This is a genomic window from Streptomyces sp. CAU 1734 (assembly GCF_039888735.1).
Classification (GTDB): Bacteria; Actinomycetota; Actinomycetes; order Streptomycetales; family Streptomycetaceae; genus Streptomyces.
The window spans coordinates 12,036-36,671 of sequence record NZ_JBDQQP010000026.1 but is presented as its reverse complement, the minus strand read 5'-3'; the positions used below and the strand labels follow the sequence as shown (position 1 = coordinate 36,671).

Here is a 24,636-nt window from a genome sequence, read left to right as displayed (position 1 = left end):
ATCCCTGCGACACCGACACCAACCCGAGGAGACCCATGCCACGGCCACGACGATCCCTCACGATCACCGGCACGGTGCCGGCCAGCACCGACACCGACCCGGTGCACCTGGCCACCGACGCGGCCATCGACCCTGTGCGCATGGCGGGCGGCTACCTCGCCACCAGCGGACACTTCGGCATCCGCGCCCACCCCTACGGCCATGCCATGAGCGGCCCCGACCGCACCACCGTGGGTGAACTGCGCGCCATTCTCACCGCGCTCGAAGTCGTCACGCGCGCCGTCGGAGTCCACCGGAAAATCCTGGTCCAGACGGACAGTACAAGGGCCCTCGCCTACCTGAATCGGTGGCAGCGAGGACACACGTGGATGCCGGAGGGCTACGACACCGCACAGCGCAGCGACGGCCGGCCCCCGGCGCTGATCCTTCTCCAGCAGATCGCCGAGTACACGCCCAATTTGATCTTCACCCATGTCAAGGCCCACGCGGGCCACCCGCTGAACGAATGCGCCGACTCGCTCGCGAAGCTCGGGCTCCGGGTGTCGAAGGGAATGCTCGACGCGGCGAGCGCCCGAGAGCTGGCACCGACGTGGGCCGCAGCAAACCTCGCCCGGCACGACGCGCCGGCACAGAGGTGACCGCTGAAGGCAGCCCCGCCGGCACCGGGGTGGAGACAGACGACGAGAGGATCGCGCGCCGTCGCGCGATCGTCGCCCAGATGTCGCGCGACGGCGCGCGGCAAATAGCCATGGCACGCGCGCTCAACGTCAGCCCCGACACCATCCGGCGCGACATCCAGGCCCTGGACGAGGAGAGCGCGCGCGAGTCCGAGCAGCGCCGCGCGGCTCAAGCGCGCGACGCCGCGCCGTGCCGTGCGACACCCGCCGACACTCTGAGCATCGGACTCGACCCCGACTTTCTCGCCGACCTCAGCACGATCACCAGCACCGGCGAGAGCCCGACAGCCGCGATCCACAGGGCGGTCGCCCTATGGGCCGCGATGCACCGCCGCGCGTGGGAGACCGACGCCGCCGCCCCCGGCTCCGCTCCCACCCTCTGGAGCTACCAGCTTCTGCGCCGCACCTCGCGCACCCCGTCCGCGCCGGCACGGTTCGCGCCGTCGGCGCGCGCCACCGATACTGCCCCTGAAGCCTGCCCCGCTCCGGATGCCGAGCGTCCGGAACACCCGAGAGAGGACCCGCCCCATGTCCAAGACCGTTGATGTGAAAGTACTGCTGCTGATCGGCGACCAGGCAGAGGTGATCGCCGACGCGCCCGACCCGGCCGACCCGGTGCGCTACCCGGCTGCGGAGATCGCCGAGGCCGCCGGGGTCCCGGTTCGCGTCCTGCCCGGCCTGCCGCTGACCGCCACCGTCTCCCCGGACGACACACTCACCGCATGGCGCCGCCGGTAGCAAGTCCGCCAACTCCCCCGCCCGGCGAGGAACTTGGGGCAAAACACCTCCCCCAAAGTGTTGCAATACCCTCCCACACGGGGCATAATAGAGACTAGAAGGAAGGGGCCGCGAACCCCAACCAACCACCCGAACCGAAAGGAAAGCAGACACCATGGCTGACTCCCAGGACGAGATGATGGAGTACCTGGCCCACCGCCTCAACTTCATCTACACCGGACTCGTCGCCACCTGCGACGACCTGCCCCTCCCCATCGCCCTCCCCCGGTCCCACGACGGCGTCAGCAGCATCGACGCCCTCGCCGCACTCCGCCGCGCGGCCGACATCGCCGACGAGGTGCCGATGCCCGAATCCCCGCGCGCGGCCCTCTACACCGCGATCATGATGTTCCTCAGCGCCTCCGACCTCTTCGCCCTGCTCATCGGCGTCGAGTACGAATCCCACCGCGCGGACGCCGCCCTCGCCCTCCTCACCTTCAGCGAGATGTACATCCTCGAACTCGCAGCCTGGCTCGCTTCCGACAACGACTGACCGCACCACCCCCACCGCCCCCGGCACCCAGCCGGGGGCGGACCCACGCCCGGACACACAAAAGACCGGCAGGCCCGGCCCCAAAGGGCCAGACACCCCGAAGGGCGCTCGCGAAAACCTGCCGGTCACCACCCCTCGAAAGGGGACACCCCCATGGTAGACACCCCCGCCCCCACCGGCGAAACCCTCACCGAAATCGCCGAGCGCCACCACCGCACGTACGAGACCCTCCGCACCGAATGGTCCCGCCACCCGGCCTGGCCCGCCCCCATCGGCAAGCGCGGACGCTCCCACGTGTACGACCCGGCCGCCGTGGACCGGGTGATCGCCGAACACCTCGCACGCCCCACCCCCACCCTCACCCCGGACCGCCTCTACACCGCCCGCGAAATCGAAGCCGCCACCGGCATCAGCACCGGCACCATCCGGGCCGACCGGTCCACCGGCCGCTGGCCCGCCCCCGACGGCAAAACCGGCCGTGCCCACTCCTGGTACGGCCGCACCATCACCCCCATCCTCCAGAACCGCCGCGCCTACCGCCGCGCCACGGAAGACTGACGACATGACCGAGAACCCCGACCCACACGAACTCCGCGCACGACTCCACCGCCTGATGGCGGCCCGCTACCGGCTCGCAGCCGCCGAGCAGGACGCCGCAGCCGAGATGGTGATCACCACCAAGGCCATGAAGGACTTCGTCGCCACCTGGAACGCGGCCGTCGCCCGCGATATCGCACAGCACCCCGACCTGGCCGAACTGAACGTGACCCTCGACGGGTACTACGGACCCGAGCCGAATCCGTGAGCACTCCGACTGCCCATGGCAACCCAAACAGCAGCCGCTCCGCTCACCCCGCAATCGAAAAAACAGGCGCGCGCCCACGCCCCCGATTCCGCTGCGCCACACTGAGATCATGCGCACCGCACCAACCGGCCGTGACAAACGCCCCCTGGTCACCACAGCCGAAGCCGCCTACTCCATGGGCATGGAACCGAAACAGTTCCGCGACTGGGCCCGCCGCCGCGCCCACATCTCCCCCGCCGGCTCCCGGCCGGCCATCACCCGCGGGGCTCCGCTCGCGCTGTGGGACCTGGCCGACATTCACGACGCTCTGCAACGAACCCAGCTCCCCAGCCAACCGTCCACCCCACGCGACCAGGCAGTATTGACAGATGATCAGCACTGCGCTCATTCTGTGTCACGGTGCGCTTAGTGTCTCTGCCGGGCGCAACCCCTGAACGGCCCCGCGCGCGGGCGTCAAGACGACGGAGTCGGCGTAACCCGGCAGCGCGCAACAGAAAGGCCCGCGTTGGCGCCAACGCGGGCCTTCCTCATCTCCAACCAGCCGGACCGCTCAAGCCGTCGCCTGGCACGTCACCACCGTGTACCCGCCCGAGGACGTGTTCTTCGCGATCACATGCCCGTTCACGACGATCTCGCACGTCAGATCACCCGACGCACCCGTGTTCTGCGCCGACAGATACAGACTCGCGCCCCTCGTTGCGACGAACCCAAGCGGCCGCCCGTCCTTCGACGTGAGCGGCACGGCCTTCCCCGAAGCCTGCGACGTCTGCCCCCGGCCATCCGTCCACGTCAGATCCGCACCCGTAGCACTCCCGAGCACCCGGTACTCCACCTGAACAGATCCCGGCCGGGCCAGCCTCTCCGTCTTCGGTGCATCATCGTCCCCACTGCCGCCGAACCGGACGATGTTCCATAGCAGTGCCACGAGCACGAACATCAGCAGCCCCACTGATACCCCGCGCCCCACCGTCCAAATCGGACCGGCCGTCTTCTCCGTATCCATCCCAACCCCCTTGTCGGGGGCCAGAGTACGGAGAGGACGCGATGATGCCCAGCCGTGCAGCGTGGCGCGTGTGCAGCGTCCCCGGGTGCCCCGAGTTCACCCAGCGCGGCCGATGCGACGACCACCGCCGCGAAGCAGAGCAACGGCGCGGCAGTGCGCGGCAGCGTGGCTACGGCACCCGGCACGAACGCGACTTCCGCAAGGGCGTCCTCGCCCGAGATCCCCGCTGCGTCTGCATGGACACCGCACACGACCACCCCGCACCGTGTGGCCAGTCATCCCGGCACGCAGACCACCACCCCCTCGACCGGCGTGAGCTCACCGCCCAGGGCCTGGACCCGGACGACCCCCGGCACGGGCGCGGCCTCTGCCCCTCCTGCCACAGCAAGCACACCGCGCAGGCCCAGCCCGGAGGATGGAACGCATGACGGACCGCAACGGTCTCTTGCTGAGAGCTCGACCGCTACGCCCGCGCTGGTACCAATACGACCCCGCCGCCACCGGCCTGACCTACTGGCTGCGGTACCTCACCGGCGCGCCCCGCGACCTCATGTACACCGCTCCCCGCCGGGCCGCCTGCCGCCTGCTCGGCAGACACAACATCACCTGCCGGGGCAGGCAAGACCACCCCCAGCCCGCCAGAAAGGGAAGCATGATTGCGCCATGAGCTGATTGCGTTCCTCCGGGCCCGCCTAGACGAGGCCGAGCGCCTCGCTCGGGAGGCTGCGGAGGCCGCCTGGTCGCCCGACTGGTACTACGACGACTTCGTCCATGAGATCCGCGATCACGGCAATGGCAACGAGCTGGCCCACATCCCTTGGGCAGGGGTCGGCGCCCACATCGAACACTGGGACCCGGCCCGCGTACTCGCCGAAGTCGAAGCCAAGCAGCAGCTGCTCACCATCTACGCGGACGTCGCAGCGTCGGACCTCCCCGACGAGCCGTTTGAGTACGCCTACGGCTGGGCCAACGGCCTCGGCAGGGCGGTCAGGCTGGCTGTCCTGCCCTACGCCGACCATCCCGACTACCGCGAGGAGTGGCGACCGTGACCTTCCCGGACCTTCCTCACTGGACCTGGGACCTCCATGCCGGAGGATGGAACACATGAACACCGATGCCCTGCTCTCGTTCCTCCGCGCCCGCCTGGCCGACGACGCCACCCTCGCCACCGCAGCCAACACCGGCCCGTGGCGCACCGAGGACGAGCCGTACGAATTCCTGGCCGACAGCTTCGCACTCAGCGGACGCGAGCGGCGCGCCACGAGCCAGCACATCGTCCGGCACCAGCCGGCCCGCGTACTCGCCGAAGTGGACGCCAAGCTCCGGCTGCTCTCGATCCACCGCCGCTACACGGACGAGCCCGGACAGGCGTGCCTCGGATGCGCGGGCGGGATCGACTGGGGCTCATGCCCGGTCGCCCGGCTTCTCGCCCTCCCGTACGCCGACCACCCCCACTACCGCGAGGAGTGGCGACCGTGACGCAGCTGATCGCCGACGCCATCAACCTCCACACCTGGATCAGTCAGCAAGTCGACGCAGCCGAGAAGCGGGCCAAAGCCTGCGACGCCACCGACTGGCGGCACGTCTTCAACGGCGTCATCGTCGACCGTGACACCGATGGATGGCAGCACGCCCCAGAAGAAGCACGGATCGCCTCCGTCGCCCACGAACACATCTACTGGTCCACCAACCCGCCGTACTCACCCGACGCCGACCACATCGTCCACAACGACCCGGACGCGGTCCTGCGCCGCTGTGAAGCCGACCGGCGCATCCTCGCGCGACACCGGCTCGCCCCGGCACTTGCTGACAGCCCGACCTCTGCCGCAGCCTGCGACGGCTGCGGCTACGAGTGGGTCCAGGACCACTGCGACCCGATCACGGACAACATCAACGACTGCCCCGAGCTGCTCGACCTTGCGCACGCGCACGGCATCACGCCCGACATCCTCGCCGGACTCGACCGGCCCACCACGCCCGAGCCGACGCGCATCGAACGGCCGTCCGATGCGCGCCGGACCATCTCCACCAGCGCCGCCCCCGCCGCGCTGCGCGGCCCGAACTGGAAACCCTGAGGAACCCTCATGGACACCCTCGACCTCCCTCGCTGGACTTGGGACCTCCTCGTCGCGCTCCTCGAACACGAGGACACCCACGCGAAGGACAGCACGTGCCTCCAGACCGTGCTCGACACCGTCCCCGAAGAGGTACGAGCCCAAGCCAAGACCGTACGCGGCTACCTCAATACGCCCCAACGGATCGCGTACGGGTTCGGGCAGGAGGTGCCCGAACGATGACCGCAGTGATCGACCCACATGGGCGCCTGACCCCCTCGTCCCAGGCCGCGCTCTGCGACTGGGCCCGGGCCCACGGCATCGACCCCGAGCAGACCGACACGGACATCTCTATCGAGGACGGCGTGATCCACTACAACGCGTTCGTCCTCACCCCCGACGGACGCCGGCGGCGCGATCCCGCGACCGACAGCGTCCGCACCGTGCACCGGACCACACCGCTCCACACCCCCATGCCCAACCTCGTCTACGAGCGGCAGCGAGTCGTCCTGGTCCGGCCGGGCGACACCCTGTTCATCGGCAACCTCAGCACCACGGCCGCCGAGACCGAACAGCTGGCCGCCCTCGGCCAGCAGCTGCGCCAGGCCCTCGGCGTGGACGTCATCGCCTTTGAGGACGACATCGACATCGACGCCTGCACCCGACCTCACGCCGACCACGGCTGACAGGGAGACCACAGCCATGCGACTCCGCCCCCGCCGAACCCCCGCACCGCCCGGGCCGGACCACACCCGCATCGCCGTACTCGAACACGACCTCCTCGGCATCACCCCGCCGGACGGCAGCGCGGCCGCGCTCACCATCGCCCTCCGCGCCACCGGCACCTGCCTCGCCCATGACCCCATCGCCACCACCACCCTCCGCGACCCGGCACCCACCGCCGTCTGCGCCCGCTGCGGCCAGTGCATGGTCTACCGGGATGGGACCTGGCAGACCGCCAAGGCCGGCTGACCGCGATGCGCCGCAGCCGCCTCGCCGAGCTCCGCCGCGCCCGGCCCGTCGCCTGGCTCAACGCCCTGCGCACCGCCGCAGTCGGGCCCTGCTGGCGCACCACGGCCGAGGGCCGCGCGACCGTCGCCGCCCTCGCCGAGGCCTTGGAGGGCCGCCCCGCACCCGCTGGCCGTCACCGAGGGTGACACCCCCTGGGGGGTGACCCCCTCCCCCCGGCCAGCTGCCGGACCGCCGGGGAGGTCTCCGGCTGGTCCGCCGGGTTCAGAACCCCGATGATCATGCGCTGCTGTCACGCAACGTGACAGTGACTCTGCCGCGCAACGCGGCCTGTTGGGAGTGATCACCATGCCTAAGGGAGGTGCGCGCTCACGCTCCGGACCAGCCCCTGACCCCGACGCCCTTCGCCGGGAACGGGACGCCGGAGAGTGGACGATCCTGCCCGCCGATGGCCGCCACGGTGCAACACCGGAGTGGCCGCTGCTGGAGCAGACCGAGCGCGAGAACGAACTGTGGGAACGGCTGTGGCGGTTGCCGCAGGCCCTGATGTGGGAGCGGTACAGTCAGGAGATCGAGGTCGCTCTGTACGTGCGACGGCTTGCCGCGGCCGAGGAGCCGGATGCCGGCGTGAATCTGGGAACCCTGGTCCGGCAGATGTCGGACAGTCTCGGCCTGACGACGCCGGGCATTCGGGCGAACCGGTGGCGGATTGACCGAGTCGAGGAGGCGGAGGAAGTCCCGGACGGCCCGATGCGGCCTGCGGCGAACTCGGCGCGGGCCAGGCTGAGGGCGGTGCCTGGTGGTAGCGGCTGACGACGGGACGTGGACGCTGGACTTCCCGACTCTGTTCATCGTTCCGGACTGGATTGCCAGGCATTGCTGGCTGGAATCGGTGGGCGGCTTGGTCAGTGAGCCGCAGCCGTTCGAGATGTACGACTGGCAGCTCCGCGCCACGGTTAACCACTACCGGGTCAAGCCGACGGCGAGGGTGGGCCAGCTGGCGACGGCGTTCTTCTACCGTCGGTCGCAGATCGTGGCTCCACAGAAGAGCGGGAAGGGGCCGTGGACGGCGGGTATCACTGCCGCCGAGGGTGCTGGGCCGGTGCTCTTCGCCGGGTTCGCGAAGGGTGGCGAGCGCTACCGCTGCTCTGACCACCGGTGCGGCTGCGGCTGGGTCTACGAGTACGAGCCCGGAGAGCCGATGGGTCGACCGTGGAACCGGCCGCTGATCCAGATCACGGCGACGTCCGAGGATCAGACGGACAACATCTACCGCCCGCTTCAGGCGATGATCCGAAACGGGCCCCTGGGTGAGCTGATGAAGGTGGGCGAGCAGTTCGTCCGGCTGCCGAATGACGGCCGGATCGACGTGGTCACCAGCAGCGCGCAGAGCCGTCTCGGTAACCCGATCACCTTCGCTCCTCAGGATGAGACGGGCATCTGGACCGAGACCAACAAGATGACCAAGGTGGCGACCACGCAGCGTCGCGGTCTCGCGGGCATGTCGGGCCGGTCGATGGAGACCACGAACGGATGGGACCCGTCGGAGAACTCGGTCGCACAGAAGACGGCGGAGACGAAGTCGCAGGACGTCTACCGGCTGCACCGGCTGCCGCCGAAAGGGCTGTCGTACACGAACAAGGCGGAGCGCCGCCGGATCCACGCATTCGTCTACGAGGGATCCGCGCACATCGACCTGGACTCGATCGAGGGTGAGGCTGCCGAGCTTCTGGAGAAGGAGCCGGCCGAGGCCGAGCGCTTCTTCGGTAACCGGATCGTGGCCGGTATGGGTGCCTGGATCCAGCAGGACCGTTGGGACGGCCGGGCGGCTGTTCAGGAGGTTCCGGATGGTACGCGGATCGTGCTGGGGTTCGACGGCTCCGATGTGGACGACTGGACGGGGATCCGGTGCGAGACCCTGGACGGCTATCAGTTCACTCCGCGGTACGGGCCTGACCGGCGGCCGACGGTCTGGAACCCGGCCGATTGGGAGGGTCAGGTGCCGCGCCTGGAGGTCGACGCGGCGTTCCGGGAGGCGTTCGAGCGGTATGACGTCGTGCGCGCGTACTGCGATCCGCCGTACTGGACGTCGGAGGTGGCCTCGTGGCAGGCCGCGTTCGGCGAGAAGCGGGTCACGGAGTGGCATACGTCCCGGGTGGTGCAGATGCACGCGGCGTGCGAATCGCTCCTGACCGACGTCCTGAAGGCCGAGACGGCCTTTCGGCATGACGGGTGCGAGACGGCCTCCATGCACGTCCGTAACGCCCGGAAGGCGGCGCGGCCCTCGAATCGGTACGTGCTCCGGAAGGCGTCTGTGCAGCAGAAGATCGACCTGGCTGTCTGCTCGATCCTCGCCCACGAGGCCGCGTCCGACGCCATCGCCGCCGGCCAGGCCAAGCCCCGTAAGAAGTCGAGAATGATCGTCATGCGGAGGTGACCATGGCTGTGCTCACCGCCGAGCGGACCGAGGAACAGTGGCTCGCGCGCCTGATCAAGGCCCACGACGCGGATCTGCCGCAGCTGCGGCGGATGGACAGCTTCTATGAGGGCACTCAGCCGCTGGCCTATATGGCGCCGGAGCTCCAGCGGGAGCTGGAGGAAACCGTCCGCCAGGTGGTGATCAACTGGCCGAGGCTGGTGGTCGACTCCCTGGAGGAGCGACTGGATGTCGAGGGCTTCCGCTTCCCGGACCAGCCGGAGTCCGACGCGGAGCTGTGGCGGATCTGGCAGGCCAACGACCTGGACGAGCAGTCCCAGCAGGGGCACTTGGACGCGATGGTCATGGGTCGGGCGTATGTCGTCATCGGCACCCGCGACGGTGACGCCACGACCCCGCTGGTCACGGTCGAGTCCGCGCTGGACATGTATGCCGAGCACGACCCGCGGACCCGGCAGATCGTGGCGGCCATCAAGCGCTGGTCCGAGGAGGACGAGCGCACCACGATCGAGCACGCGACCCTGTACCTGCCGAACTCCACCTCCTGGTGGCTGAAGGAGAAGGGCGTCTGGATCGAGGATCCGGCGCACCCACGCGATGACCACGACTTGGGCGAGGTCATGATCGAGGTTCTCGCGAACCGGCCCCGCCTGAAGTGCCCGAACGGCATCAGCGAGCTGGCTGACATCATTCCGCTGTCGGATGCCGCCTGCAAGATCGCCACCGACATGATGGTGTCCGCCGAGTACCACGCCACCCCGCGAAGGGTGGCGTTCGGCTTCGGCGAAGAGGATTTCGTGGACGAGTCCGGGCGGAAGGTGTCCGCCTTCTCTCGGATCATCGGCCGGATGTGGGCGACGGAGAAGAACCGGAAGACCGGCGGCGACGGCGACGGCGCCGATGTGATCCAGTTTCCCGAGGCTCAGCTCACCAACTTCCACTCCACTCTCAACCTGCTCGGTTCCCTGGTCGCCAGCATCGCCGGCCTTCCACCCCACTATGTGGGCCATTCATCCGACAACCCGGCCAGCGCCGACGGGATCCGCTCGGCCGAGTCCCGCCACATCAAGCGCGCGGAGCGGCGCCAGCGCGGCAACGGCGGCACCTGGGAGCGCGTCAACCGCAAGGTCCTGCGGCTCGTCACCGGAGTATGGGACCCGCGGGCGCGGTCTCTGGAGACGATCTGGCGTGACGCGTCCACGCCCACGGAAGCGCAGAGCGCCGATGCCGCCGTGAAGAAGTTCACCGCGAAGATCATCCCGTTGCGGCAGACCCGGGAGGATCTGCGGTACACCCAGGCGCAGATCCAGCGCATGGAGGAGATGGACCGCGAGGCCGCCAACGACGCGATGGCCCGGGTGATGGCCGGTGACATGTCGGCACTGGAGGCCGGATGGAAGCGGCCTCCGGACGATGACGGCGAGGACGACGACGCGGAGCAGCTGGAAGGCGCTGCGGCCTGATGGCCACCCCGACCGAGGTGCAGGGCCTGTCCGCGGTCGACCTGGCGCACGCCTACTACGTCGCCCAGGCCGCCCGGTCCCGACAGGCCACAGATCGTGTTCAGGCGCTGTGGCGGGAGCTGGACCGGCGGGACCTCACCGGCTCGTGGGAGTCCTACGTCGGCCCGGCGGTCGTGGCTGCCGTCACGGCGGGGCAGTTCGCGTCCGCCGCGGCGGCCGACGCCTACGTCGACTCGGTCGTCCGCGCTGACGGCGGCCGGCCCGACGCGGCGGGCATGATCCGGCCGTCGGCGTTCGCCGGCGCGGCTGCGGACGGCCGTTCGCTGGAGACGCTGCTGTACCTGCCGGTGATCACCGCGAAGCAGGGCATCGCCGCAGGGATGAGCGATGTTGAGGCGATGATGCGGGGCCTGGAGCGGTTGCTGCGGATGGCCGCGACGGAGGTCGCGGACGCCGGCCGGACCGCGACCGGCGCCGCGATTGCCGGCCGCCGCACGATCCAGGGCTACATCCGGGTCGTGTCCCCGCCCGCGTGTGCCCGCTGCATCATCCTCGCGGGCAAAGAGTTCGGCTGGAACCGCGGCTTTCAGCGGCATCCGCGGTGCGACTGCGTGCACGTCCCGTCCACGCTGATCGCCCGCAGCGGCGGACGGCGCCCCGGGTCGGTCGCCCGGGAATCGTTCACCCCGACGACCCGGCCGGGCGGCCGGGGTTTCCTGGACCCCCGGGAGTATTGGAACAGCCTCTCCCCGCGCGAGCAGGACCGGATCTTCACCCGGGACGGGGCCAAGGCGATCCGGGACGGAGCGTCCATCGGATCCGTCGTGAACGCGAGACGCGGGATGTACACGGCCGGCCCGCGGGGCAACCGGGAGATCGCCACCTACTCCGGCACTGGCAGGCTGAGCATGTACTACCACGTAGCCCGGCAGCGGGCCTATCAGGACGGCACCGCCAACCCCCGGTACCCGCGGCGTTTCCAGCTGCGCGCGCCGCGGCTGATGCCCGAGCAGATCTACCGCATCGCACGCTCTCGCGACGAGGCGATTGCGCTGCTGCGGCAGTACGCCTACATCACCTGAGCCCCACACACCGGGCGGTGCGCACGGCACCGCCCCGATCCCGCAACGGGAGATGCACATGTACTACGAAGGAACCCACCGGCTGCCTGCCCTTCCTGGCGCCGACTGGTTCAGGCTCACCCGCCACGACGACCCCGACCCGGACAGCCCGGACCCGGACAGCGGGACCGATCCGGCCGAGCCCCCCGCGCGCGACGTCACCGACCCGGACCCCGACGGCGCCGACCAGCTCGGCGACGCCGGAAAGAAGGCCCTCGACCGCATGAAGGCGGACCGGGCCGCTGCCAAGAAGGAGGCCGCGGACGCGAAGAAGGCCGCGGCCGATGCGCTGCGACGGGTCCAGGAGTACGAGGACCGCGACAAGTCCGACCTGGACAAGGCCACCGAAAAGGCCGCGCGCGCGGCCGAGATGGCAGCGAAGGCCACCGCCCGTGCGGTCCGGGCCGAGGTGAAAGCCGCAGCAGCGGGGTTCGCCGATCCCGATGACGCAGCTGCGTTCCTCGATCTGACCGCCTACACCGGCGACGACGGCGAGATCGACACCGAGGCCATCTCGGCTGATCTCGAAGCACTGCTGGAACGCAAGCCCCACCTGCGCAAGGCCGCCGCCCCGGCGGCGAAGCCGCAGCCCAAGCCCGACCCGGGCCAGGGCCCCCGGCCCCCCGCGCCGCCGACGGACTACCGCACGGCCAGCCGAGAGGACCTGGAAGCCGAACTGGCCTCCTCCGTACCCGGGTTCCGTCTCCGCTCGTGATCCGGGTCCACGCCCGCCTGGGCGAGGGCCACACCTCGATCGAGGTGGACGGCCACGAGGAGCACGCAGAGGACGGCCGGGTCTGCGCAGCCATCACGGCCATTACTCAAACCGCGCTGCTCGGCCTGCGCCAGTACGCCGAGCAGTTCCCGGACCTCGTGTCCGTCGAGATCACAGAGGAGAACACATGATCACCCCACTCGTTCGTGAGCCGTGGTTCCGGCTCGACCGGCACGATGTCCGGTCGACCGTTCCGGCCGCGATCCGCGCCATGATGCAGAACGGCCTGCTCGACCGGGTCTTCCTGGAGGCGCTGCGCCCGGAGTTCATCTTCCCGGCACTGGCCGACCCGGAGCCCTGGCAGGGCGGCCTCGGCGACACCAAGACAATGACCCGCAAGGGCCTGCTGGCCCCGTCGACCACCCCCATTACGGGGTCGGACACTTCGCCTGCGACCTACGGCATCGAGCAGTGGTCCGTCTCCATGGACCAGTACGGTCTCGCGGTCGAGACGAACATGCTGACCTCCTCGATGGCGCTGTCCAGCAAGTTCCTCGCCGACATTCAGACCCTCGGCATCAACGCGGGCCAGTCCCTCAACCAGATCGCCCGGAACAAGCTCTACAGCGCGTACGCGGGCGGCCGGACCTGGGTCGACACCGCAGGTTCCTCTGACACCGCGATGGTCGTCAACTCCGTCGCCGGATTCACTCAGGTCCTGGTGAACGGCGTTCCGACCGCCGTCTCCGCGTCGAACCCGCTGAGCGTCACGATCGAGGGCGTCGCGAACACGGTGACCGGCGTGAACACGGGGACGAGGACGCTGACCCTGGGCACAGCCCGTGCGGACGTGGTGGGCGACTATGTGGTCGCCTCGAACGCGCCCACCACGGTCCGTCCGGCCGGGGACACCGCGTACGACCTCACCACCTCGAACATCGCCACCTGGGCCATGTTCCGTGCGGCCGTCACCCGCCTGCGGAAGATGAACGTCCCCACGGTGGGGGGCTACTACGTCGCCCACATCGACCCGGACACCGAGAACCAGCTCTACTCGGACCCGGACTTCAAGCAGGCCCTGACGGGCCGCGTGGACTCCCCGATCTACCGCGATCTGTCCATCGGCCGGTTCGGCGGCATCGACTGGGTCCGCAACATCGAGTGCCCGACCCTCCTCGGCGGCACCTCGGGCAACGTCGTCGTCCACCGCCCGATCGTTCTCGGCGCCGGCGCCCTCGTTGCCGCACCGTTCGAGGGGATGGGCGATCTGCTGCGCGGCACGGGAGTGGAGGACGTTCCCGACATCTCGATGGTCGAGGTGGCGCCCGGGGTCCAGGTCGCCCGCATCGTGCGTCCGCCGCAGGACCGGCTCCAGCAGGTGATCTCCACCTCGTGGAGTTGGGTCGGTGACTACGGGGTCCCGTCCGACTCCCTCGCCAACGCCGACTCCGCCCTGTTCAAGCGCGCCGTGGTCTTGGAGCACGCCTGACGATGCCCGGCCGGGGAGAGCGTCGCTTCTCTCCGGCGGCGTGAAGGAGGACCCATGCGCGTGAAGGTGCGCGAGACGCTCAGCCCGTACTACAACTACGGCGTCGTCAGGATTCCCGAAGGGGAGGAGGTCTCCGGCGCTCTGGCGCTGTACCTGCTGGAGACCGGATCCGCAGTCGACCCCGTGGACGAGGCCGCGAAGGCATGGCGGCCGGAGGGTGCGGAGGATTCCGGATCGGCCCCTGCCGCCGACCTGGACATCGAGGCAACCGCAGCGGCGGTGCTCGCCTGGGTTGGCGATGATCCGGAACGTGCCGAGGCCGCGCTTGCTGCGGAGGAGGCCAAGGAGAGTCCCCGGTCGACCCTGGTCAAGCAGCTCTCCAAGCTTGCCGAGCGGGAGTGAGAGGAGGCCGTCGTGGCGCTGCCTCCTCTGGCCAGCCCGGGCGATGTCGCCGCTGCTGGCGGCAGTGGTACGTCGCAGGAGATCGATCTGGCGCTGCGCCGGGCGTCGGCCCGGGTCCGGAAGTACACCCGGCAGACGATCACTTTCGTCGCCGGGGACACGGTGGAGCTGGCCGGCGGAGAGCGGGTGCTGAGGCTGCCGCAGTACCCGCTGGTGGTCGACAGTGGAAACCCGCTGACCGTCGTGGAGACCGCGGACTTCGGCGGCATCGAGTGGTTCGCGCTGGAGGGCCGGGACTTCTCTCGGCTCGGGAACGAGCTGACGCGCGGCTACCCGTGGCAGGAGCCGACCCGGCTGATGGGGTGGCCGTGGACCCGGGTTCGGGGCCTGTGGGCGCCGAAAGTCCGGGTCACCTACTCCCACGGGTACACGGAGGTGCCTGAGGACATCGTGGACGTGGTCCTGGATCTGGCTGTGATGAACCTGGCCAACCCGGAGAACCTGCGCTCGGTGTCGATCGATGACTACTCCCGCACCTATGCCTCCGAGACGATCGGCGGCGCCCGGCTGACAAAGTCCCACAAGGACGACCTGCGGCCCTACCGCCGGTCGGCGTTCTCGGTGGTCCCGTCGTGAGCGCGCTGGATTCGGCGCTCACTGCGGGTCGCGCGGCGGCCCGCGAGCTGATGCGGGACCAGCTCACCATCACCCGACCCGGGGCACCGGTGTTCGACTGGGCTTCCGGGACCGAGACCCCCGGAGCGGGGGTCACCCTGTATCCGCCGGCCGGGACGCCCGGCATCGCCCGGGTCAAGCCCGAGACCGGGGACGGCCGGGAGGTGGAGGTGGCCGAGGATCTGATGACGCTGCGCCGGTACACGGTGTCCCTGCCCTGGGACACCCCCATGCCGGTCCGGCCCGTCCCAGGGGATCTGGCCGTGGTCACGGCGAGCGAGGATCCGCGGATGGTGGGCCTGCGCCTGTGGGTGACCGGCGTGGGCTACAGCAGTACGGCCACGGCGTGGCGGATCAGCATGGAGGACCGCTCGTGACGACACCGGACATCCGCGAGCTGCTCCAGCTCGCCGAGGGCCTGGAGGACCGCGCGGCGGAGGCGGGCCCGGAGATGGCGGCCGTGGTCACACGGGGCGCCCTCAACGTCAAGAACGGCTGGCGGCAGAACGCGATTGCGAGTGCGGGTCGGCACGCTCGCCGCTACCCCTACACCGTCTCCTACGACACTCTGCCGATCCCCGGCGGCGCCACCGCCGAGGTCGGCCCCGACAAGGGCCGGCCCCAGGGCCCTCTCGGGAACATCCTGGAGTTCGGCACCTCCACTCAGGCCGGGCACAACGACGGTGGCCGCGCCCTCCAGGCGGAGGCTCCCGCGTTCGAGGCTCAGGTGGCGGCCCTGACCGACCGGCTGGGGCAGCTGTGACCGTACCTCCCGATCTGAAGCCGCACATGGACGCCGTCACGGCCGCACTCAGCGGTGCGGGCCTGGTGGTGGGCCAGGCCGCGCCGCCCGCCACGATCCCGCCCACTGGGATCTACGCCGCGCTCTTCTTCGACCCGGGCCAGACTCTGACGGAGTCCCTGGCGAACCGGAAGACCGACTTCACCCTCACCTTCCAGGTCACCTACGCCGGACCCACGCAGGAGAAAACGATGTGGGCCGCCCAGCGCGGGCGCATCGCGCTCTTCCCGCGCCTCACGGTCGCTGGCCGGTCGGCGTGGCGGGTGGAGGAACTGGGCGGGCCGCCGGTGCAGCGGGATGACGACGTCACTCCGCCCGTCTATTACCTGCCGGTGCAGTACCGGCTCCAGACCACCTCATGAGGAGGATCCCATGGCTGTCCTGACTGCTCAGGCCGTCTCCCTGTCCGGGCTCGCCCCGTCCTACGCGTCGGCGGCGGCCGGCGGCGACAAGGTCACCCCGAGCGAGCGCACGTTCCTGCATGTCAAGAACGGCGCCGGGGCGCCGATCACCGTCACCCTCACCGCATCGGCGTCCGTTCGGGGGCAGGCCGTCGGCAACATCACTGTCTCGGTGCCCGCGTCGGGGGACCGGATGATCGGCCCCCTGCCCGCCGATCTGCTCGCGGGCCCGTCGGACGGCCTGGTGCCCATCGGCTACAGCTCCGCGACCAGCGTGACGGTGGCCGCCCTGCGTATCTGACCGCCCCGCCGTATCCGCCCAACGCCCCTTGACCGGGGCTTTTTTCATGCCCTGAGGAGGGCCCCATGGATCTGATCAACGACGGCATGACGCGGGTGGCCTGGGCCACCTCGCTCGCCAACCTGAACGCGCCGACGGTCGCCGAGCTCGGCACGGCCCAGGAACTGACCGACCGCATCACCCCCGACGGTCTCAAGATCGACCCCAGCACGGCGGACGTCGACACCGGCTCCCTCGCGTCCAAGTTCGACACCAAGACGGTCGGCCGGGTCGGCTACGAAACGGAGATCACGTTCAAGCGCGGGTCGACGACGCAGGAGGACTGGCCGTACCAGAACCTCACCTACGGCACGACCGGTGTGCTGGTCGTCCGCCGCGGCGTCGACATCGCGACCGCGTGGACGGCGGGGCAGAAGGTCCAGACGTACCCGATGGTGTGCGGTGAGCCCGCCGACGTTGCGCCGGCCGCCAACGAGGTCATGAAATTCAACAGCCCAGTGAAGGTGTACGCGCCCCCGGCCACCCGCGCGGTGGTGGCCTGATGCCGGACATCAGCGAGATCCTGAAGAAGGCCAAGGCTCGGGAGAAGTCGGTGTTCATCTGCCTGGCCGGGGATCTCCTCGCCGAGGCGGACCGGCTGGAGAAGCAGCTCCAGGAGACCACGGAGGAGTTCCGGGCGGACTCCCTGGCATCGGCGAACCCGGCGGAGAAGCTGAGCCGGGAGCTCAAGGCCGTGCGCGAGAAGATGCGCAAGGCCGAGGTCGAGTTCCGGTTCCGGGCGCTCGGCGCGCGCGCGTACTCCGACCTCCTCGCCGCGCACCCGGGCAAGGAACCGGGCGAGGGGTTCGACCCGGACACCTTCCCGCAGGCCCTCGTGTCCGCGTGCGCCGTCGACCCCGTGATGACCCCTGAGCAGGCCGGCGAGCTGTTCGAGGTCCTGAACGAGGGGCAGCGCAACACCCTCATGCAGGGGGCGTACGACGTCAACAACGAGACGGCCTCGCTCCCTTTCTCCGTGACCGCCTCCGGGATCCTCGGCTCCCTCACCGGCGGGAAGTAGAGACAGCCCGCGCCTGGGGCGTCCCCAGGTCGGTGTTCCTCGGCCGGGCGGTGCAGCCCGGCGAGGCGCTGTGGCTGGAGGAGGACCGCGCGTGGGCGCTCGCCCTCGCCGATGTCGAGGCCGACACCTGCCCCGACTGCGGCCATTCCTGGTCCGAGACCTCCGCCCCGGGCGCGGAGGGCCAGTACGAGGCCGCACTGATCCGGTGCCACGCCTGCGCCACCGGCGCGAAAAAGATCAACGCCTTCCGTGAGGGCGGGGGTGACCCCGTCGGCATCCACCTGTCCATCACCAGGAGGGAGTGACCGACGTGGCGATCCGCACCGTCACCGTCCGCCTCACCGGCACCGCCGCGCCGTTCACGGCGGCGATGCGGCAGGCGGCCCGGACCAGCCAGGCGACCGCTACGGCCATCAGCCGCAGCATGGCGCATACGGCGGGCCGGGTCAGCACGGACATGAACCGCATGGCCGCCAACAGCGCCCGGGCGTTCAGCCGGGCGGCGGCGCGGGCGGCGGCGTCCTCCGCCGCGATGCGGTCCTCGGCGGCCGGCGCGGCGCGCGCGGTGGCCGCCCGCTGGACCGCTGCCGCCGGTTCGTCGTCCGCGGCCTGGCACGCGGCGGCCGGGGCGATGTCGGGCAGCTGGTCCGCCCTGCGTGCCCGCGCGGCCACGACGGCCGGATGGGTCGCCGGCCGGTGGACCGCAGCCGCGAGCGCTGCGGCATCCCGGTGGCCGGCCGCCGCGGCAGCGGTGAGCAGTGCCATGGCCTCCGCAGCCGCCACGGCGTCCGCGGCAGCAGGTGCGGTGGCGTCCCGGTGGTCGGCAGTCGCCGCTGCCGTGTCCGGGGCGATGGCCTCGGCATCCGCGACCGCAACGGCTGCCGCCGGCGCGGTTACGGCCCGCTGGTCGGCGGCAGCCGCAGCGGTGGGGGCCCGGTGGGCAGCGACCACGGCGGCCATGACCGCCGCCTGGTCCTCCGTCGCCGCCGCGGGCAGTGCCGCCGCCGCATGGGTGTCGGCACGCTGGGCGGTCGCTGCCGCCCGGGTCGCCTCCGCGCTGGCCGCGATCCGGCTCGCCGCGTACGCGGCCGGCGCGAGCATCCTCTCGATCGCCAACAACGGCCGGAAGGCCCTCGAAGCAGCGCGGATGGCGTCGATCGGCCTCATCGCCGCGTTCGGCCTGGCCGCGTTCGCCGCCGCGCGTTTCGACAAGGCCATGTCAGAGGTCCGCGCGGTCACGGGCGGGTCCGCGCGCGACATGAAGCGCTTGTCCACCGCCGCGCTGGAGGCCGGTCAGGCCACCATCTACAGCGCCACACAGGCCGCGAAAGCGGAAGCCGAGCTGGCGCGCGCCGGCATCTCGACCGCGGACATCATCGGCGGCGCCCTCAAAGGCTCGCTCGACCTCGCCGCGTCCGGCCAGCTGGAGCTCAGCGAAGCGGCGATCATCTCCGCCCAGGCCATGAATGCCTTCAAGCTGGAGGGCCGAGATGTCGGGCACATTGCCGACGTCATCTCCGCCGGCGCGGGCAAGAGCGCGACGAACGTCCATGACATGGGGCAGGCGTTCCGGCAGGCCGCGCTCCTCTCCAGCCAGACCGGCCTCTCCCTGGAAGACACGGTCGGCACCCTGAGCCTGTTCGCGCAGAACGCGCTGACCGGCAGCGACGCGGGCACCTCGCTGAAGGTGATGCTCCAGCGCCTGGTCCCGCAGTCCAAAGAGGCCGCGCGGATGATGGACACGATCGGCTTCTCCGCATATGACGCACAGGGCAACTTCATCGGCCTGTCGAACCTCGCCGGCGTGATGCAGCGCAGCTTCGCGGGGCTCACTCCCGAGGCCCGCAATGCCGCAATGGCGACGATCTTCGGCAGCGACGCCGTCCGGGCCGCCACCATCATCTACGAGGCCGGCGCCGACGGCGTCGACCAGTGGGTGTCCGCCGTCAACGACTCCGGGTACGCAACCCGGGTCGCCGCGACGATGACCGACAACCTCTATGGTGACGTCGAGCGCCTGGCCGGCGCTCTGGAGACGGCCCTCGTCTCGTCCGGCAGCAGCGCGAACCTGGTGCTGCGCGAGATGGCGCAGGCCCTCACGGCCGTCGTGAACTGGTACGGCAACCTGAACCCCGCGGCACAGCAGACCATCACCCTGATGGCCGGCGTGGTCGGCGTGGTGGGCCTCGTCGGTGCCGGGCTTCTCCTGCTCGTGCCCCGGATCATGCTGGTGCGCCGGGAACTCATGGCCATGGGCATCACCGCGGCGGGCGCGCGCGGGGCGCTGCTGGGCCTGGGCAAGGTCGGGCTGGTCCTGGCGGCGATGGCCGCGGTCGGGGTGGGTGTCCAGTATCTGGTGCGCCGGTTCTCCGACGCGCCGCCGTCGGTCTCGAAGCTGGCGAACTCGCTGGTGGATTTCGCCCGCAAGGGGCGGGCCGCCGGGGAGCTCTCGCGGATCTTCGGCACAGACCTGGACGGTCTCGGCGAGGCGGTCCAGCGGATCGCGCACCCCACGGGGATGCAGCGTTTCAACAATGCGATGGACGAGATTTTCACCTTGGGCATGGCGGACCCGATCAAGCTGACCGAGGCGCGTGACAAGGTCAAATCGCTGGATGCGGCCCTGGCCGACCTGGTCAGCTCGGGGGCGTCGGCGGAGGCTGCGGAAGTGTTCAAGATCTTCGCGGCCGAGGCGGAGAAGGGCGGCACCTCCGCCGAAAAGTTCCGGACGCTGCTGCCGCAGTACGAGGACGGCCTGGCCGCCGTGGACACCCAGGCCCAGCTCGCCGCGGGCGGACAGGGTGCTCTCGGTGACGCGTCCCTGATGACCGCGGACGCGATGGCCGAGGAGCGCACTCAGGCCGAGATGCTCTCCGACGCGCTCAACACCCTCAACGGTACGGCGATCAGCGCCGCGCAGGCCGAGATCGGATTCCAGCAGTCCCTCGCGGACCTGAGCGGAGCGGTCAGGGAGAACGGCCGCAGCCTCGATGTGACCACCGAGAAGGGCCGGAATGTGAAGGCGGCGCTCCTGGACGCTGCCGAAGGCGCCATGAAGCACGCCGAAGCCGTCGCGGAACAGACGGGCAGCCAGGAAGCCGGCCAGGCGATCCTGGAAGCCAACATCGCCGCCCTCAAGCGGCAGATGGACGAGGCCGGGTTCGGCGCGAAGGCGATCCAGTCCCTGACGGATGCCTACGCCCAGATCCCGGAAGCGGCGGCAACGCAGGTCACCGCCCCGGGCGCGGACAAGGTCGCCGCCGATATCGCGGCACTGCGCGAGCAGGTGATGGGCCTTCCTCCTGGGGAGACGATCGTCATCTCCGCGCCGACGAAGGCGGCCGTTGCGTCGCTGCGCGAGGCCGGGTATGCGGTGGAGGCGATTCCCGGCACGAAGAAGGTGAGGGTCACCGCGCCGACGGGCACGCCCGTGGCGAACGCGCAGGCACTCAAGGCAGCGCTCGACGCCCTGCGGGACAAGAGCATCACGATCACGACGTTCCGGCAGGAGGTCTTCCGCCGGGTCCAGAACCAGGGCGGCAGCAACCAGGCCGCGAAGAACGCGGCCGAGATCAGCAACCGAGCCCAGGGCGGCCCGATCCACGGGCCCGGCACGGCAACGTCGGACTCCATCCTGGTGGCGGCATCCAATGGCGAGTTCGTGATCCGTACCGCTGCTGTCCAGCGGTACGGCCCGGCGTTCTTCGCCCAGCTCAACGCCATGCAGACGCCGGTGCTCCGGAGGGCGACGGGCGGCCCGGTCGGGTTCTCCTACACGCCGACCACGGCGCCGGCTCTGGGCGGGTCCCGGGATCCGATGGACCGATACGCCGACCTGGTGGGGCGCTTGAAGGACGCGTGGAAGGAGTACTCCGAGGCGTCGGCCGAGCTCCGGAAGGTCCGCGCGGACAAGAAGGCGTCGAAGAAGGAGAAGGCCGCCGCCGAGAAGAAGGTGCGCGACGAGTGGGCCGACGTCGTCAAGCTCAACACCGCCCTCGGCCAGAGTGGTGGCGCGAAGGCCCCGACGACCTTCAACCTCGACGCCTACCAGAAGCAGCTCAAGCTCTCGCTCGGTGCGACGGAGAAGTGGCGCGGCAACCTGGAGAAGATCGCCAAGCGCGGCGGTCAGGATGTCGCGGACATGCTCGCCAGCATGGGAGAGGAGGGATACGCCCTCGTCAACTCCCTCGCCGGCGCCTCCGACAAGCAGTTCAAGGACATCATCAACAAGCTCAAGCAGACCGGTGAGCTGGCGAAAGCCACCTTGGCGGACTACACGAAGCAGCTCGACTCGCACACAAAGGCGAGTCAGCAGTTCGCGCAGGATCTCCAGACCCTCGCCTCGCAGGGGTTCGGTGATCTCGCTCAGGCGCTCGCCGCTGACGGGTCCGCCGAGGCGGCACAGCTGGCCTCACAAGCCGTGGGCGACCGGAAGGCCGCCACCGCCGCGAACACCGCAGTGAAGAAGGGGAACAGCGGGCTCTCCGGAGAGGACCTGGAGGACGCACTCACCCTGCTCACCACCCTGCGGGGAGGGCCGGGCCGCGGGTACCGGGAGCTGATCGCGGCCGGCTTGGACGTCGCCACGATCCACGCCCTGGTCCCGAAGATGATGGGCCAGATCAAGAGCCTGCCGGCGGAGAACAGGGACGCATTTCTGAAGCAGGCCGCCGGCCAGGGCGGCGTGGTCGGCATGGCCCGAGGCGGGATCCTCACCCGGCCCACCGCGGTCCTCGCCGCCGAGGCCGGTGACGTCGAGTCCTTCATCCCGTGGAACGGCTCCGCCCGGTCCCGCGGGCTGCTCGCGGCCACTGCCTCCGCGATGGGCTACCGCCTCACCCCGGCGAGCCGCTACGGCACCGCGGGCGGCGGCGGGCCGGCCACGGTGCGGGAGGGCGACCGCACCACCAACATCACCCTGAACGGCGCCCGGCAGAGCAGCGCGGAGCAGGCTACGGACCTGGCCCGGCACCTGGCATTCGCGGGCTGACGAGCAGAGAGGAGGACGGGTGTACCTACCGGGTCAGGATCTGGGCGGCCTCCGGGTCGATCTCGGCACCATCCCCCTCGGGGGAGTGGACGACCAGGGAGTGGCGTGGCCGCTCCAGGAGATGGACGGCTGGGACTCCCCGGAGGTCCGGGCCGAGGTGCACCAGCGGGCAGCCGACCACGGCGCATGGCTCGGCCCCCGGTACCTCGCCGAGCGGCCGGTCACCCTTGCCGGGAAGATCATCGCCCCCGGCGCGGCCGAGCTCGACGCGGCCATGGAGCGGCTGCGCGCGGCCATACCGCTCGACACCACCGTGCTCACCGTGCGGGAGACCGTGCCCAAGCAGGCGACCGTGACCCGGTCCGGAAAAGTGCTGCTGCGGCACCTCACCGACAGCGTGGCGGAGTTCTCCGTCATGGTGACCGCCGGGGACCCGCGACGGTACGGCGTGGACGAGGAGGTGGAGAGCACCACACTCCCCAGCGCGACCGGCGGCCTGGTCTTCCCTGCGACCTTCCCGGTGGCGTTCTCCGCCACCGTGGTGGCGGGGGAGATCCGCGCGGTGAACGCCGGCACCTTCGAGACGCGGCCGGCGTTCACAGTCGACGGGCCGGTGTCGGCGCCGCAGATCATCGGGCTGTACGCGGACGGGACGACGCGGCAGCTCGCCTACGGCCAGGACCTCGCCGCGGGTGACCAGCTCGTCATCGACACCGACGCGCCGACCGTCACTCTCAACGGCACGGCCAGCCGCCGGCGGTTCCTGGCGGTGCCGTCCGGCTGGCCCACCATCCCCGCGAACAGCACCGTCACGTACCAGTTCCGGGCCGCCGCGCCCGCGCCCGCCGCTCTGCTGACCGCCCGCTGGCGCTCGGCCTGGATCTGAGAAGGAGACACCGATGCCCGTTGATGTATGGGGGCTGGACGGCCTCACCCTCTCCGGCCTGGAGGCCCGGGGCGGCGACGCGGCCATGATCATGGCCAACGGAACCGCGGCCGGGTCCCGGTCCGGGGTCCGGCCCGGTGACCCGGGCCTCACCACGACGCTCGCGGGGTCCACGATCAATGTCTCCGCCGGGGTCGCGACCGTCGCATACGCCGGACAGGGCGTCTACCGGGTGTGGCAGCCCTCCTCGGTCAGCCCCGGGTCGGTGGCCGCCGCGCACGCCACGCTGCCCCGGGTGGATCTGGTGTACCTGCGGGTGTGGGACACCGCGGTCGACGGCGCCGGGCTCGCCAAAGCGGACGTCGTCTACCTGGCCGGGACAGCGTCGGCCTCCCCGGTGGCGCCGACCCCGGCCGGAACCATGGTCTACATGCCGCTCGCCACCATCTCCGTCCCGGCCTCCGGTGGCGGGTCGCCGACCGTGTCCCTCGCAGTCCGGCCGGTCACGGTCGCGCCGGGCGGCATCGTGCCAGACGCGGCGGCGACGGGGCTGTACGTGGGGCAGTACCGGGACAACGGCACCGGGCTCCAGCGGTGGTCCGGCAGCGCATGGGTGTACCCGGAGCCGCTCGGCATCGGCTCCTCGCTCTACCGGCGGAAGTCCGCCGACACGCCACGCACCACAGCAACCCTCGCCGACGATCTGCACCTGATCGTGCCCGTCGTGGCGAACGCGGAGTACACGATCGACGGGATGCTGCACTGGATCACTACGGACGCGACCAACGCGGACATGAACCTGGACTTCGGTGTCCCAGCGGGTTCCTCCGGCACGTACCTGGGGTTCGCGCAGCCGACCAGCGCTGGAGCCACGGACACCGACGGCCCGATCCGGACCATGAGCACCCCGATCGACACCGCCCGTCTCTTCGGAGCCTCCACCGCTTCCGGCAACCCGAGCGGTCTGATGCTGCGGGCGGTCCTCGTCACCGCTGGCACCGCCGGCAACTTCTCCGTCCAGTTCGCCCGGTCCGGAGGCTCCGGCACAGTCACCCTCCTCGCGCACTCGTGGATCGACCTCCGCCGCCGCGCATGACACGGACAGAGGGAGAACCA

35 protein-coding genes are annotated in these 24,636 nt (G+C 70.5%); 33 read left to right on the top strand and 2 right to left on the bottom strand.

Annotated features, from left to right (window positions below; genetic code table 11):
- From AAFN69_RS33660 to AAFN69_RS33635, 6 genes are all read left to right on the top strand, one after another.
- Positions 1-638 (top strand): RNase H family protein (locus tag AAFN69_RS33660; protein ID WP_347732729.1); only part of this gene is annotated, 638 nt, incomplete at its 5' end.
- Positions 639-718: 80 nt separating this feature from the next.
- Positions 719-1,222, top strand: coding sequence for a hypothetical protein (locus AAFN69_RS33655; RefSeq protein ID WP_347732728.1), 504 nt, complete (start codon positions 719-721; stop codon positions 1,220-1,222).
- The gene (locus AAFN69_RS33650) at positions 1,206-1,415 is read left to right on the top strand and encodes a hypothetical protein (protein ID WP_347732727.1); all 210 of its coding nucleotides are present in this window, start codon (positions 1,206-1,208) and stop codon (positions 1,413-1,415) included. Before AAFN69_RS33655 ends, AAFN69_RS33650 begins: the two co-directional genes overlap by 17 nt.
- 154 nt (positions 1,416-1,569) lie before the next feature.
- Entirely contained in the window at positions 1,570-1,947 is a 378-nt protein-coding gene (locus AAFN69_RS33645; protein WP_347732726.1) for a hypothetical protein, read from the top strand.
- A 153-nt stretch (positions 1,948-2,100) separates the two neighbouring features.
- Positions 2,101-2,505 carry a hypothetical protein gene (locus AAFN69_RS33640; RefSeq protein ID WP_347732725.1) on the top strand — a complete coding sequence of 135 codons (405 nt, stop codon included), beginning with the start codon at positions 2,101-2,103 and terminating at the stop codon, positions 2,503-2,505.
- 4 nt (positions 2,506-2,509) lie between these two features.
- On the top strand, positions 2,510-2,752 hold the full coding sequence (locus AAFN69_RS33635; RefSeq protein WP_347732724.1) for a hypothetical protein: 243 nt from the start codon (positions 2,510-2,512) through the stop codon (positions 2,750-2,752).
- A gap of 550 nt (positions 2,753-3,302) precedes the next feature.
- On the opposite strand, the gene AAFN69_RS33630 is transcribed toward AAFN69_RS33635, so the two are convergent.
- Positions 3,303-3,755, bottom strand: coding sequence for a hypothetical protein (locus AAFN69_RS33630; RefSeq protein WP_347732723.1), 453 nt, complete (start codon positions 3,753-3,755; stop codon positions 3,303-3,305).
- 44 nt (positions 3,756-3,799) lie between these two features.
- Here AAFN69_RS33630 and AAFN69_RS33625 point away from each other — a divergent pair, with 44 nt between their 5' ends.
- The 24 genes from AAFN69_RS33625 to AAFN69_RS33510 all read left to right on the top strand — a co-directional run bounded on the left by AAFN69_RS33625 (position 3,800) and on the right by AAFN69_RS33510 (position 17,949).
- Positions 3,800-4,183, top strand: coding sequence for a holin (locus AAFN69_RS33625; RefSeq protein WP_347732722.1), 384 nt, complete (start codon positions 3,800-3,802; stop codon positions 4,181-4,183).
- 228 nt (positions 4,184-4,411) lie between these two features.
- Positions 4,412-4,804 carry a DUF6221 family protein gene (locus tag AAFN69_RS33620; protein ID WP_347732721.1) on the top strand — a complete coding sequence of 131 codons (393 nt, stop codon included), beginning with the start codon at positions 4,412-4,414 and terminating at the stop codon, positions 4,802-4,804.
- Positions 4,805-4,859: 55 nt separating this feature from the next.
- The gene (locus AAFN69_RS33615; protein ID WP_347732720.1) at positions 4,860-5,234 is read left to right on the top strand and encodes a DUF6221 family protein; all 375 of its coding nucleotides are present in this window, start codon (positions 4,860-4,862) and stop codon (positions 5,232-5,234) included.
- Complete coding sequence (locus tag AAFN69_RS33610) at positions 5,231-5,830, top strand: DUF6221 family protein (RefSeq protein ID WP_347732719.1); 600 nt, start codon at positions 5,231-5,233, stop codon at positions 5,828-5,830. The genes AAFN69_RS33615 and AAFN69_RS33610 overlap by 4 nt, the downstream gene beginning before the upstream one ends.
- Before the next feature lie 9 nt (positions 5,831-5,839).
- Entirely contained in the window at positions 5,840-6,052 is a 213-nt protein-coding gene (locus AAFN69_RS33605) for a hypothetical protein (RefSeq protein ID WP_347732718.1), read from the top strand.
- The gene (locus AAFN69_RS33600) at positions 6,049-6,495 is read left to right on the top strand and encodes a hypothetical protein (protein ID WP_347732717.1); all 447 of its coding nucleotides are present in this window, start codon (positions 6,049-6,051) and stop codon (positions 6,493-6,495) included. Before AAFN69_RS33605 ends, AAFN69_RS33600 begins: the two co-directional genes overlap by 4 nt.
- Before the next feature lie 16 nt (positions 6,496-6,511).
- On the top strand, positions 6,512-6,781 hold the full coding sequence (locus AAFN69_RS33595; RefSeq protein ID WP_347732716.1) for a hypothetical protein: 270 nt from the start codon (positions 6,512-6,514) through the stop codon (positions 6,779-6,781).
- Positions 6,782-6,786: 5 nt separating this feature from the next.
- Complete coding sequence (locus tag AAFN69_RS33590; protein ID WP_347732714.1) at positions 6,787-6,966, top strand: hypothetical protein; 180 nt, start codon at positions 6,787-6,789, stop codon at positions 6,964-6,966.
- 160 nt (positions 6,967-7,126) lie between these two features.
- The gene (locus AAFN69_RS33585) at positions 7,127-7,591 is read left to right on the top strand and encodes a hypothetical protein (RefSeq protein WP_347732776.1); all 465 of its coding nucleotides are present in this window, start codon (positions 7,127-7,129) and stop codon (positions 7,589-7,591) included.
- Positions 7,578-9,215, top strand: coding sequence for a hypothetical protein (locus tag AAFN69_RS33580; RefSeq protein WP_347732713.1), 1,638 nt, complete (start codon positions 7,578-7,580; stop codon positions 9,213-9,215). The genes AAFN69_RS33585 and AAFN69_RS33580 overlap by 14 nt, the downstream gene beginning before the upstream one ends.
- A 2-nt stretch (positions 9,216-9,217) precedes the next feature.
- Entirely contained in the window at positions 9,218-10,678 is a 1,461-nt protein-coding gene (locus tag AAFN69_RS33575; RefSeq protein ID WP_347732712.1) for a phage portal protein, read from the top strand.
- Entirely contained in the window at positions 10,678-11,760 is a 1,083-nt protein-coding gene (locus AAFN69_RS33570; RefSeq protein ID WP_347732711.1) for a hypothetical protein, read from the top strand. The genes AAFN69_RS33575 and AAFN69_RS33570 overlap by 1 nt, the downstream gene beginning before the upstream one ends.
- Before the next feature lie 58 nt (positions 11,761-11,818).
- On the top strand, positions 11,819-12,514 hold the full coding sequence (locus AAFN69_RS33565; RefSeq protein WP_347732710.1) for a hypothetical protein: 696 nt from the start codon (positions 11,819-11,821) through the stop codon (positions 12,512-12,514).
- Positions 12,511-12,705 (top strand): ribosomal-processing cysteine protease Prp, encoded by a 195-nt coding sequence (locus AAFN69_RS33560; protein WP_347732709.1) that lies wholly within the window; start codon positions 12,511-12,513, stop codon positions 12,703-12,705. Before AAFN69_RS33565 ends, AAFN69_RS33560 begins: the two co-directional genes overlap by 4 nt.
- Entirely contained in the window at positions 12,702-14,003 is a 1,302-nt protein-coding gene (locus AAFN69_RS33555) for a hypothetical protein (protein ID WP_347732708.1), read from the top strand. Before AAFN69_RS33560 ends, AAFN69_RS33555 begins: the two co-directional genes overlap by 4 nt.
- Before the next feature lie 54 nt (positions 14,004-14,057).
- On the top strand, positions 14,058-14,405 hold the full coding sequence (locus AAFN69_RS33550; RefSeq protein WP_347732707.1) for a hypothetical protein: 348 nt from the start codon (positions 14,058-14,060) through the stop codon (positions 14,403-14,405).
- A 12-nt stretch (positions 14,406-14,417) separates the two neighbouring features.
- On the top strand, positions 14,418-15,041 hold the full coding sequence (locus AAFN69_RS33545) for a hypothetical protein (RefSeq protein WP_347732706.1): 624 nt from the start codon (positions 14,418-14,420) through the stop codon (positions 15,039-15,041).
- Entirely contained in the window at positions 15,038-15,457 is a 420-nt protein-coding gene (locus AAFN69_RS33540; RefSeq protein WP_347732705.1) for a DUF6093 family protein, read from the top strand. The genes AAFN69_RS33545 and AAFN69_RS33540 overlap by 4 nt, the downstream gene beginning before the upstream one ends.
- Positions 15,454-15,843 (top strand): hypothetical protein, encoded by a 390-nt coding sequence (locus AAFN69_RS33535; RefSeq protein WP_347732704.1) that lies wholly within the window; start codon positions 15,454-15,456, stop codon positions 15,841-15,843. Before AAFN69_RS33540 ends, AAFN69_RS33535 begins: the two co-directional genes overlap by 4 nt.
- Positions 15,840-16,244, top strand: a complete 405-nt coding sequence (locus AAFN69_RS33530; RefSeq protein WP_347732703.1) for a hypothetical protein — start codon at positions 15,840-15,842, stop codon at positions 16,242-16,244. Before AAFN69_RS33535 ends, AAFN69_RS33530 begins: the two co-directional genes overlap by 4 nt.
- A 10-nt stretch (positions 16,245-16,254) precedes the next feature.
- On the top strand, positions 16,255-16,584 hold the full coding sequence (locus AAFN69_RS33525) for a hypothetical protein (protein WP_347732702.1): 330 nt from the start codon (positions 16,255-16,257) through the stop codon (positions 16,582-16,584).
- Between the two features lie 65 nt (positions 16,585-16,649).
- The gene (locus tag AAFN69_RS33520) at positions 16,650-17,126 is read left to right on the top strand and encodes a hypothetical protein (RefSeq protein ID WP_347732701.1); all 477 of its coding nucleotides are present in this window, start codon (positions 16,650-16,652) and stop codon (positions 17,124-17,126) included.
- A complete protein-coding gene (locus AAFN69_RS33515) occupies positions 17,126-17,644 on the top strand; it encodes a hypothetical protein (protein ID WP_347732700.1) in 519 nt (172 codons plus the stop codon). The genes AAFN69_RS33520 and AAFN69_RS33515 overlap by 1 nt, the downstream gene beginning before the upstream one ends.
- 32 nt (positions 17,645-17,676) lie before the next feature.
- Positions 17,677-17,949, top strand: a complete 273-nt coding sequence (locus AAFN69_RS33510) for a hypothetical protein (protein WP_347732699.1) — start codon at positions 17,677-17,679, stop codon at positions 17,947-17,949.
- On the opposite strand, the gene AAFN69_RS33505 is transcribed toward AAFN69_RS33510, so the two are convergent.
- Positions 17,933-18,604, bottom strand: a complete 672-nt coding sequence (locus AAFN69_RS33505; RefSeq protein WP_347732698.1) for a hypothetical protein — start codon at positions 18,602-18,604, stop codon at positions 17,933-17,935. The two genes, AAFN69_RS33510 and AAFN69_RS33505, sit on opposite strands and share 17 nt — an antisense overlap.
- Between AAFN69_RS33505 and AAFN69_RS33500 the strand changes: the two genes are divergently transcribed.
- From AAFN69_RS33500 to AAFN69_RS33490, 3 genes are read left to right on the top strand one after another with little or no spacing between them, the layout of a single operon-like run.
- A complete protein-coding gene (locus AAFN69_RS33500; protein WP_347732697.1) occupies positions 18,603-22,634 on the top strand; it encodes a phage tail tape measure protein in 4,032 nt (1,343 codons plus the stop codon). The two genes, AAFN69_RS33505 and AAFN69_RS33500, sit on opposite strands and share 2 nt — an antisense overlap.
- A 19-nt stretch (positions 22,635-22,653) precedes the next feature.
- Entirely contained in the window at positions 22,654-23,520 is an 867-nt protein-coding gene (locus AAFN69_RS33495) for a hypothetical protein (RefSeq protein WP_347732696.1), read from the top strand.
- A 13-nt stretch (positions 23,521-23,533) separates the two neighbouring features.
- Positions 23,534-24,616, top strand: a complete 1,083-nt coding sequence (locus tag AAFN69_RS33490) for a hypothetical protein (protein ID WP_347732695.1) — start codon at positions 23,534-23,536, stop codon at positions 24,614-24,616.
- The last annotated feature ends 20 nt before the right edge of the window (positions 24,617-24,636 follow it).

Bases quoted from the DNA above. Each gene is read 5' to 3' on its own strand.
- AAFN69_RS33655 (WP_347732728.1), top strand. From the start codon at position 719: ATGTCGCGCGACGGCGCGCGGCAAATAGCCATGGCACGCGCGCTCAAC.
- AAFN69_RS33650 (WP_347732727.1), top strand. From the start codon at position 1,206: ATGTCCAAGACCGTTGATGTGAAAGTACTGCTGCTGATCGGCGACCAG.
- AAFN69_RS33645 (WP_347732726.1), top strand. From the start codon at position 1,570: ATGGCTGACTCCCAGGACGAGATGATGGAGTACCTGGCCCACCGCCTC.
- AAFN69_RS33640 (WP_347732725.1), top strand. From the start codon at position 2,101: ATGGTAGACACCCCCGCCCCCACCGGCGAAACCCTCACCGAAATCGCC.
- AAFN69_RS33635 (WP_347732724.1), top strand. From the start codon at position 2,510: ATGACCGAGAACCCCGACCCACACGAACTCCGCGCACGACTCCACCGC.
- AAFN69_RS33630 (WP_347732723.1), bottom strand. From the start codon at position 3,755: ATGGATACGGAGAAGACGGCCGGTCCGATTTGGACGGTGGGGCGCGGG.
- AAFN69_RS33625 (WP_347732722.1), top strand. From the start codon at position 3,800: ATGCCCAGCCGTGCAGCGTGGCGCGTGTGCAGCGTCCCCGGGTGCCCC.
- AAFN69_RS33615 (WP_347732720.1), top strand. From the start codon at position 4,860: ATGAACACCGATGCCCTGCTCTCGTTCCTCCGCGCCCGCCTGGCCGAC.
- AAFN69_RS33605 (WP_347732718.1), top strand. From the start codon at position 5,840: ATGGACACCCTCGACCTCCCTCGCTGGACTTGGGACCTCCTCGTCGCG.
- AAFN69_RS33600 (WP_347732717.1), top strand. From the start codon at position 6,049: ATGACCGCAGTGATCGACCCACATGGGCGCCTGACCCCCTCGTCCCAG.
- AAFN69_RS33595 (WP_347732716.1), top strand. From the start codon at position 6,512: ATGCGACTCCGCCCCCGCCGAACCCCCGCACCGCCCGGGCCGGACCAC.
- AAFN69_RS33590 (WP_347732714.1), top strand. From the start codon at position 6,787: ATGCGCCGCAGCCGCCTCGCCGAGCTCCGCCGCGCCCGGCCCGTCGCC.
- AAFN69_RS33585 (WP_347732776.1), top strand. From the start codon at position 7,127: ATGCCTAAGGGAGGTGCGCGCTCACGCTCCGGACCAGCCCCTGACCCC.
- AAFN69_RS33575 (WP_347732712.1), top strand. From the start codon at position 9,218: ATGGCTGTGCTCACCGCCGAGCGGACCGAGGAACAGTGGCTCGCGCGC.
- AAFN69_RS33570 (WP_347732711.1), top strand. From the start codon at position 10,678: ATGGCCACCCCGACCGAGGTGCAGGGCCTGTCCGCGGTCGACCTGGCG.
- AAFN69_RS33565 (WP_347732710.1), top strand. From the start codon at position 11,819: ATGTACTACGAAGGAACCCACCGGCTGCCTGCCCTTCCTGGCGCCGAC.
- AAFN69_RS33555 (WP_347732708.1), top strand. From the start codon at position 12,702: ATGATCACCCCACTCGTTCGTGAGCCGTGGTTCCGGCTCGACCGGCAC.
- AAFN69_RS33550 (WP_347732707.1), top strand. From the start codon at position 14,058: ATGCGCGTGAAGGTGCGCGAGACGCTCAGCCCGTACTACAACTACGGC.
- AAFN69_RS33525 (WP_347732702.1), top strand. From the start codon at position 16,255: ATGGCTGTCCTGACTGCTCAGGCCGTCTCCCTGTCCGGGCTCGCCCCG.
- AAFN69_RS33520 (WP_347732701.1), top strand. From the start codon at position 16,650: ATGGATCTGATCAACGACGGCATGACGCGGGTGGCCTGGGCCACCTCG.
- AAFN69_RS33515 (WP_347732700.1), top strand. From the start codon at position 17,126: ATGCCGGACATCAGCGAGATCCTGAAGAAGGCCAAGGCTCGGGAGAAG.
- AAFN69_RS33500 (WP_347732697.1), top strand. From the start codon at position 18,603: ATGACCGCCGCCTGGTCCTCCGTCGCCGCCGCGGGCAGTGCCGCCGCC.
- AAFN69_RS33505 (WP_347732698.1), bottom strand. From the start codon at position 18,604: ATGGCCGCCGTGGTCGCTGCCCACCGGGCCCCCACCGCTGCGGCTGCC.
- AAFN69_RS33490 (WP_347732695.1), top strand. From the start codon at position 23,534: ATGCCCGTTGATGTATGGGGGCTGGACGGCCTCACCCTCTCCGGCCTG.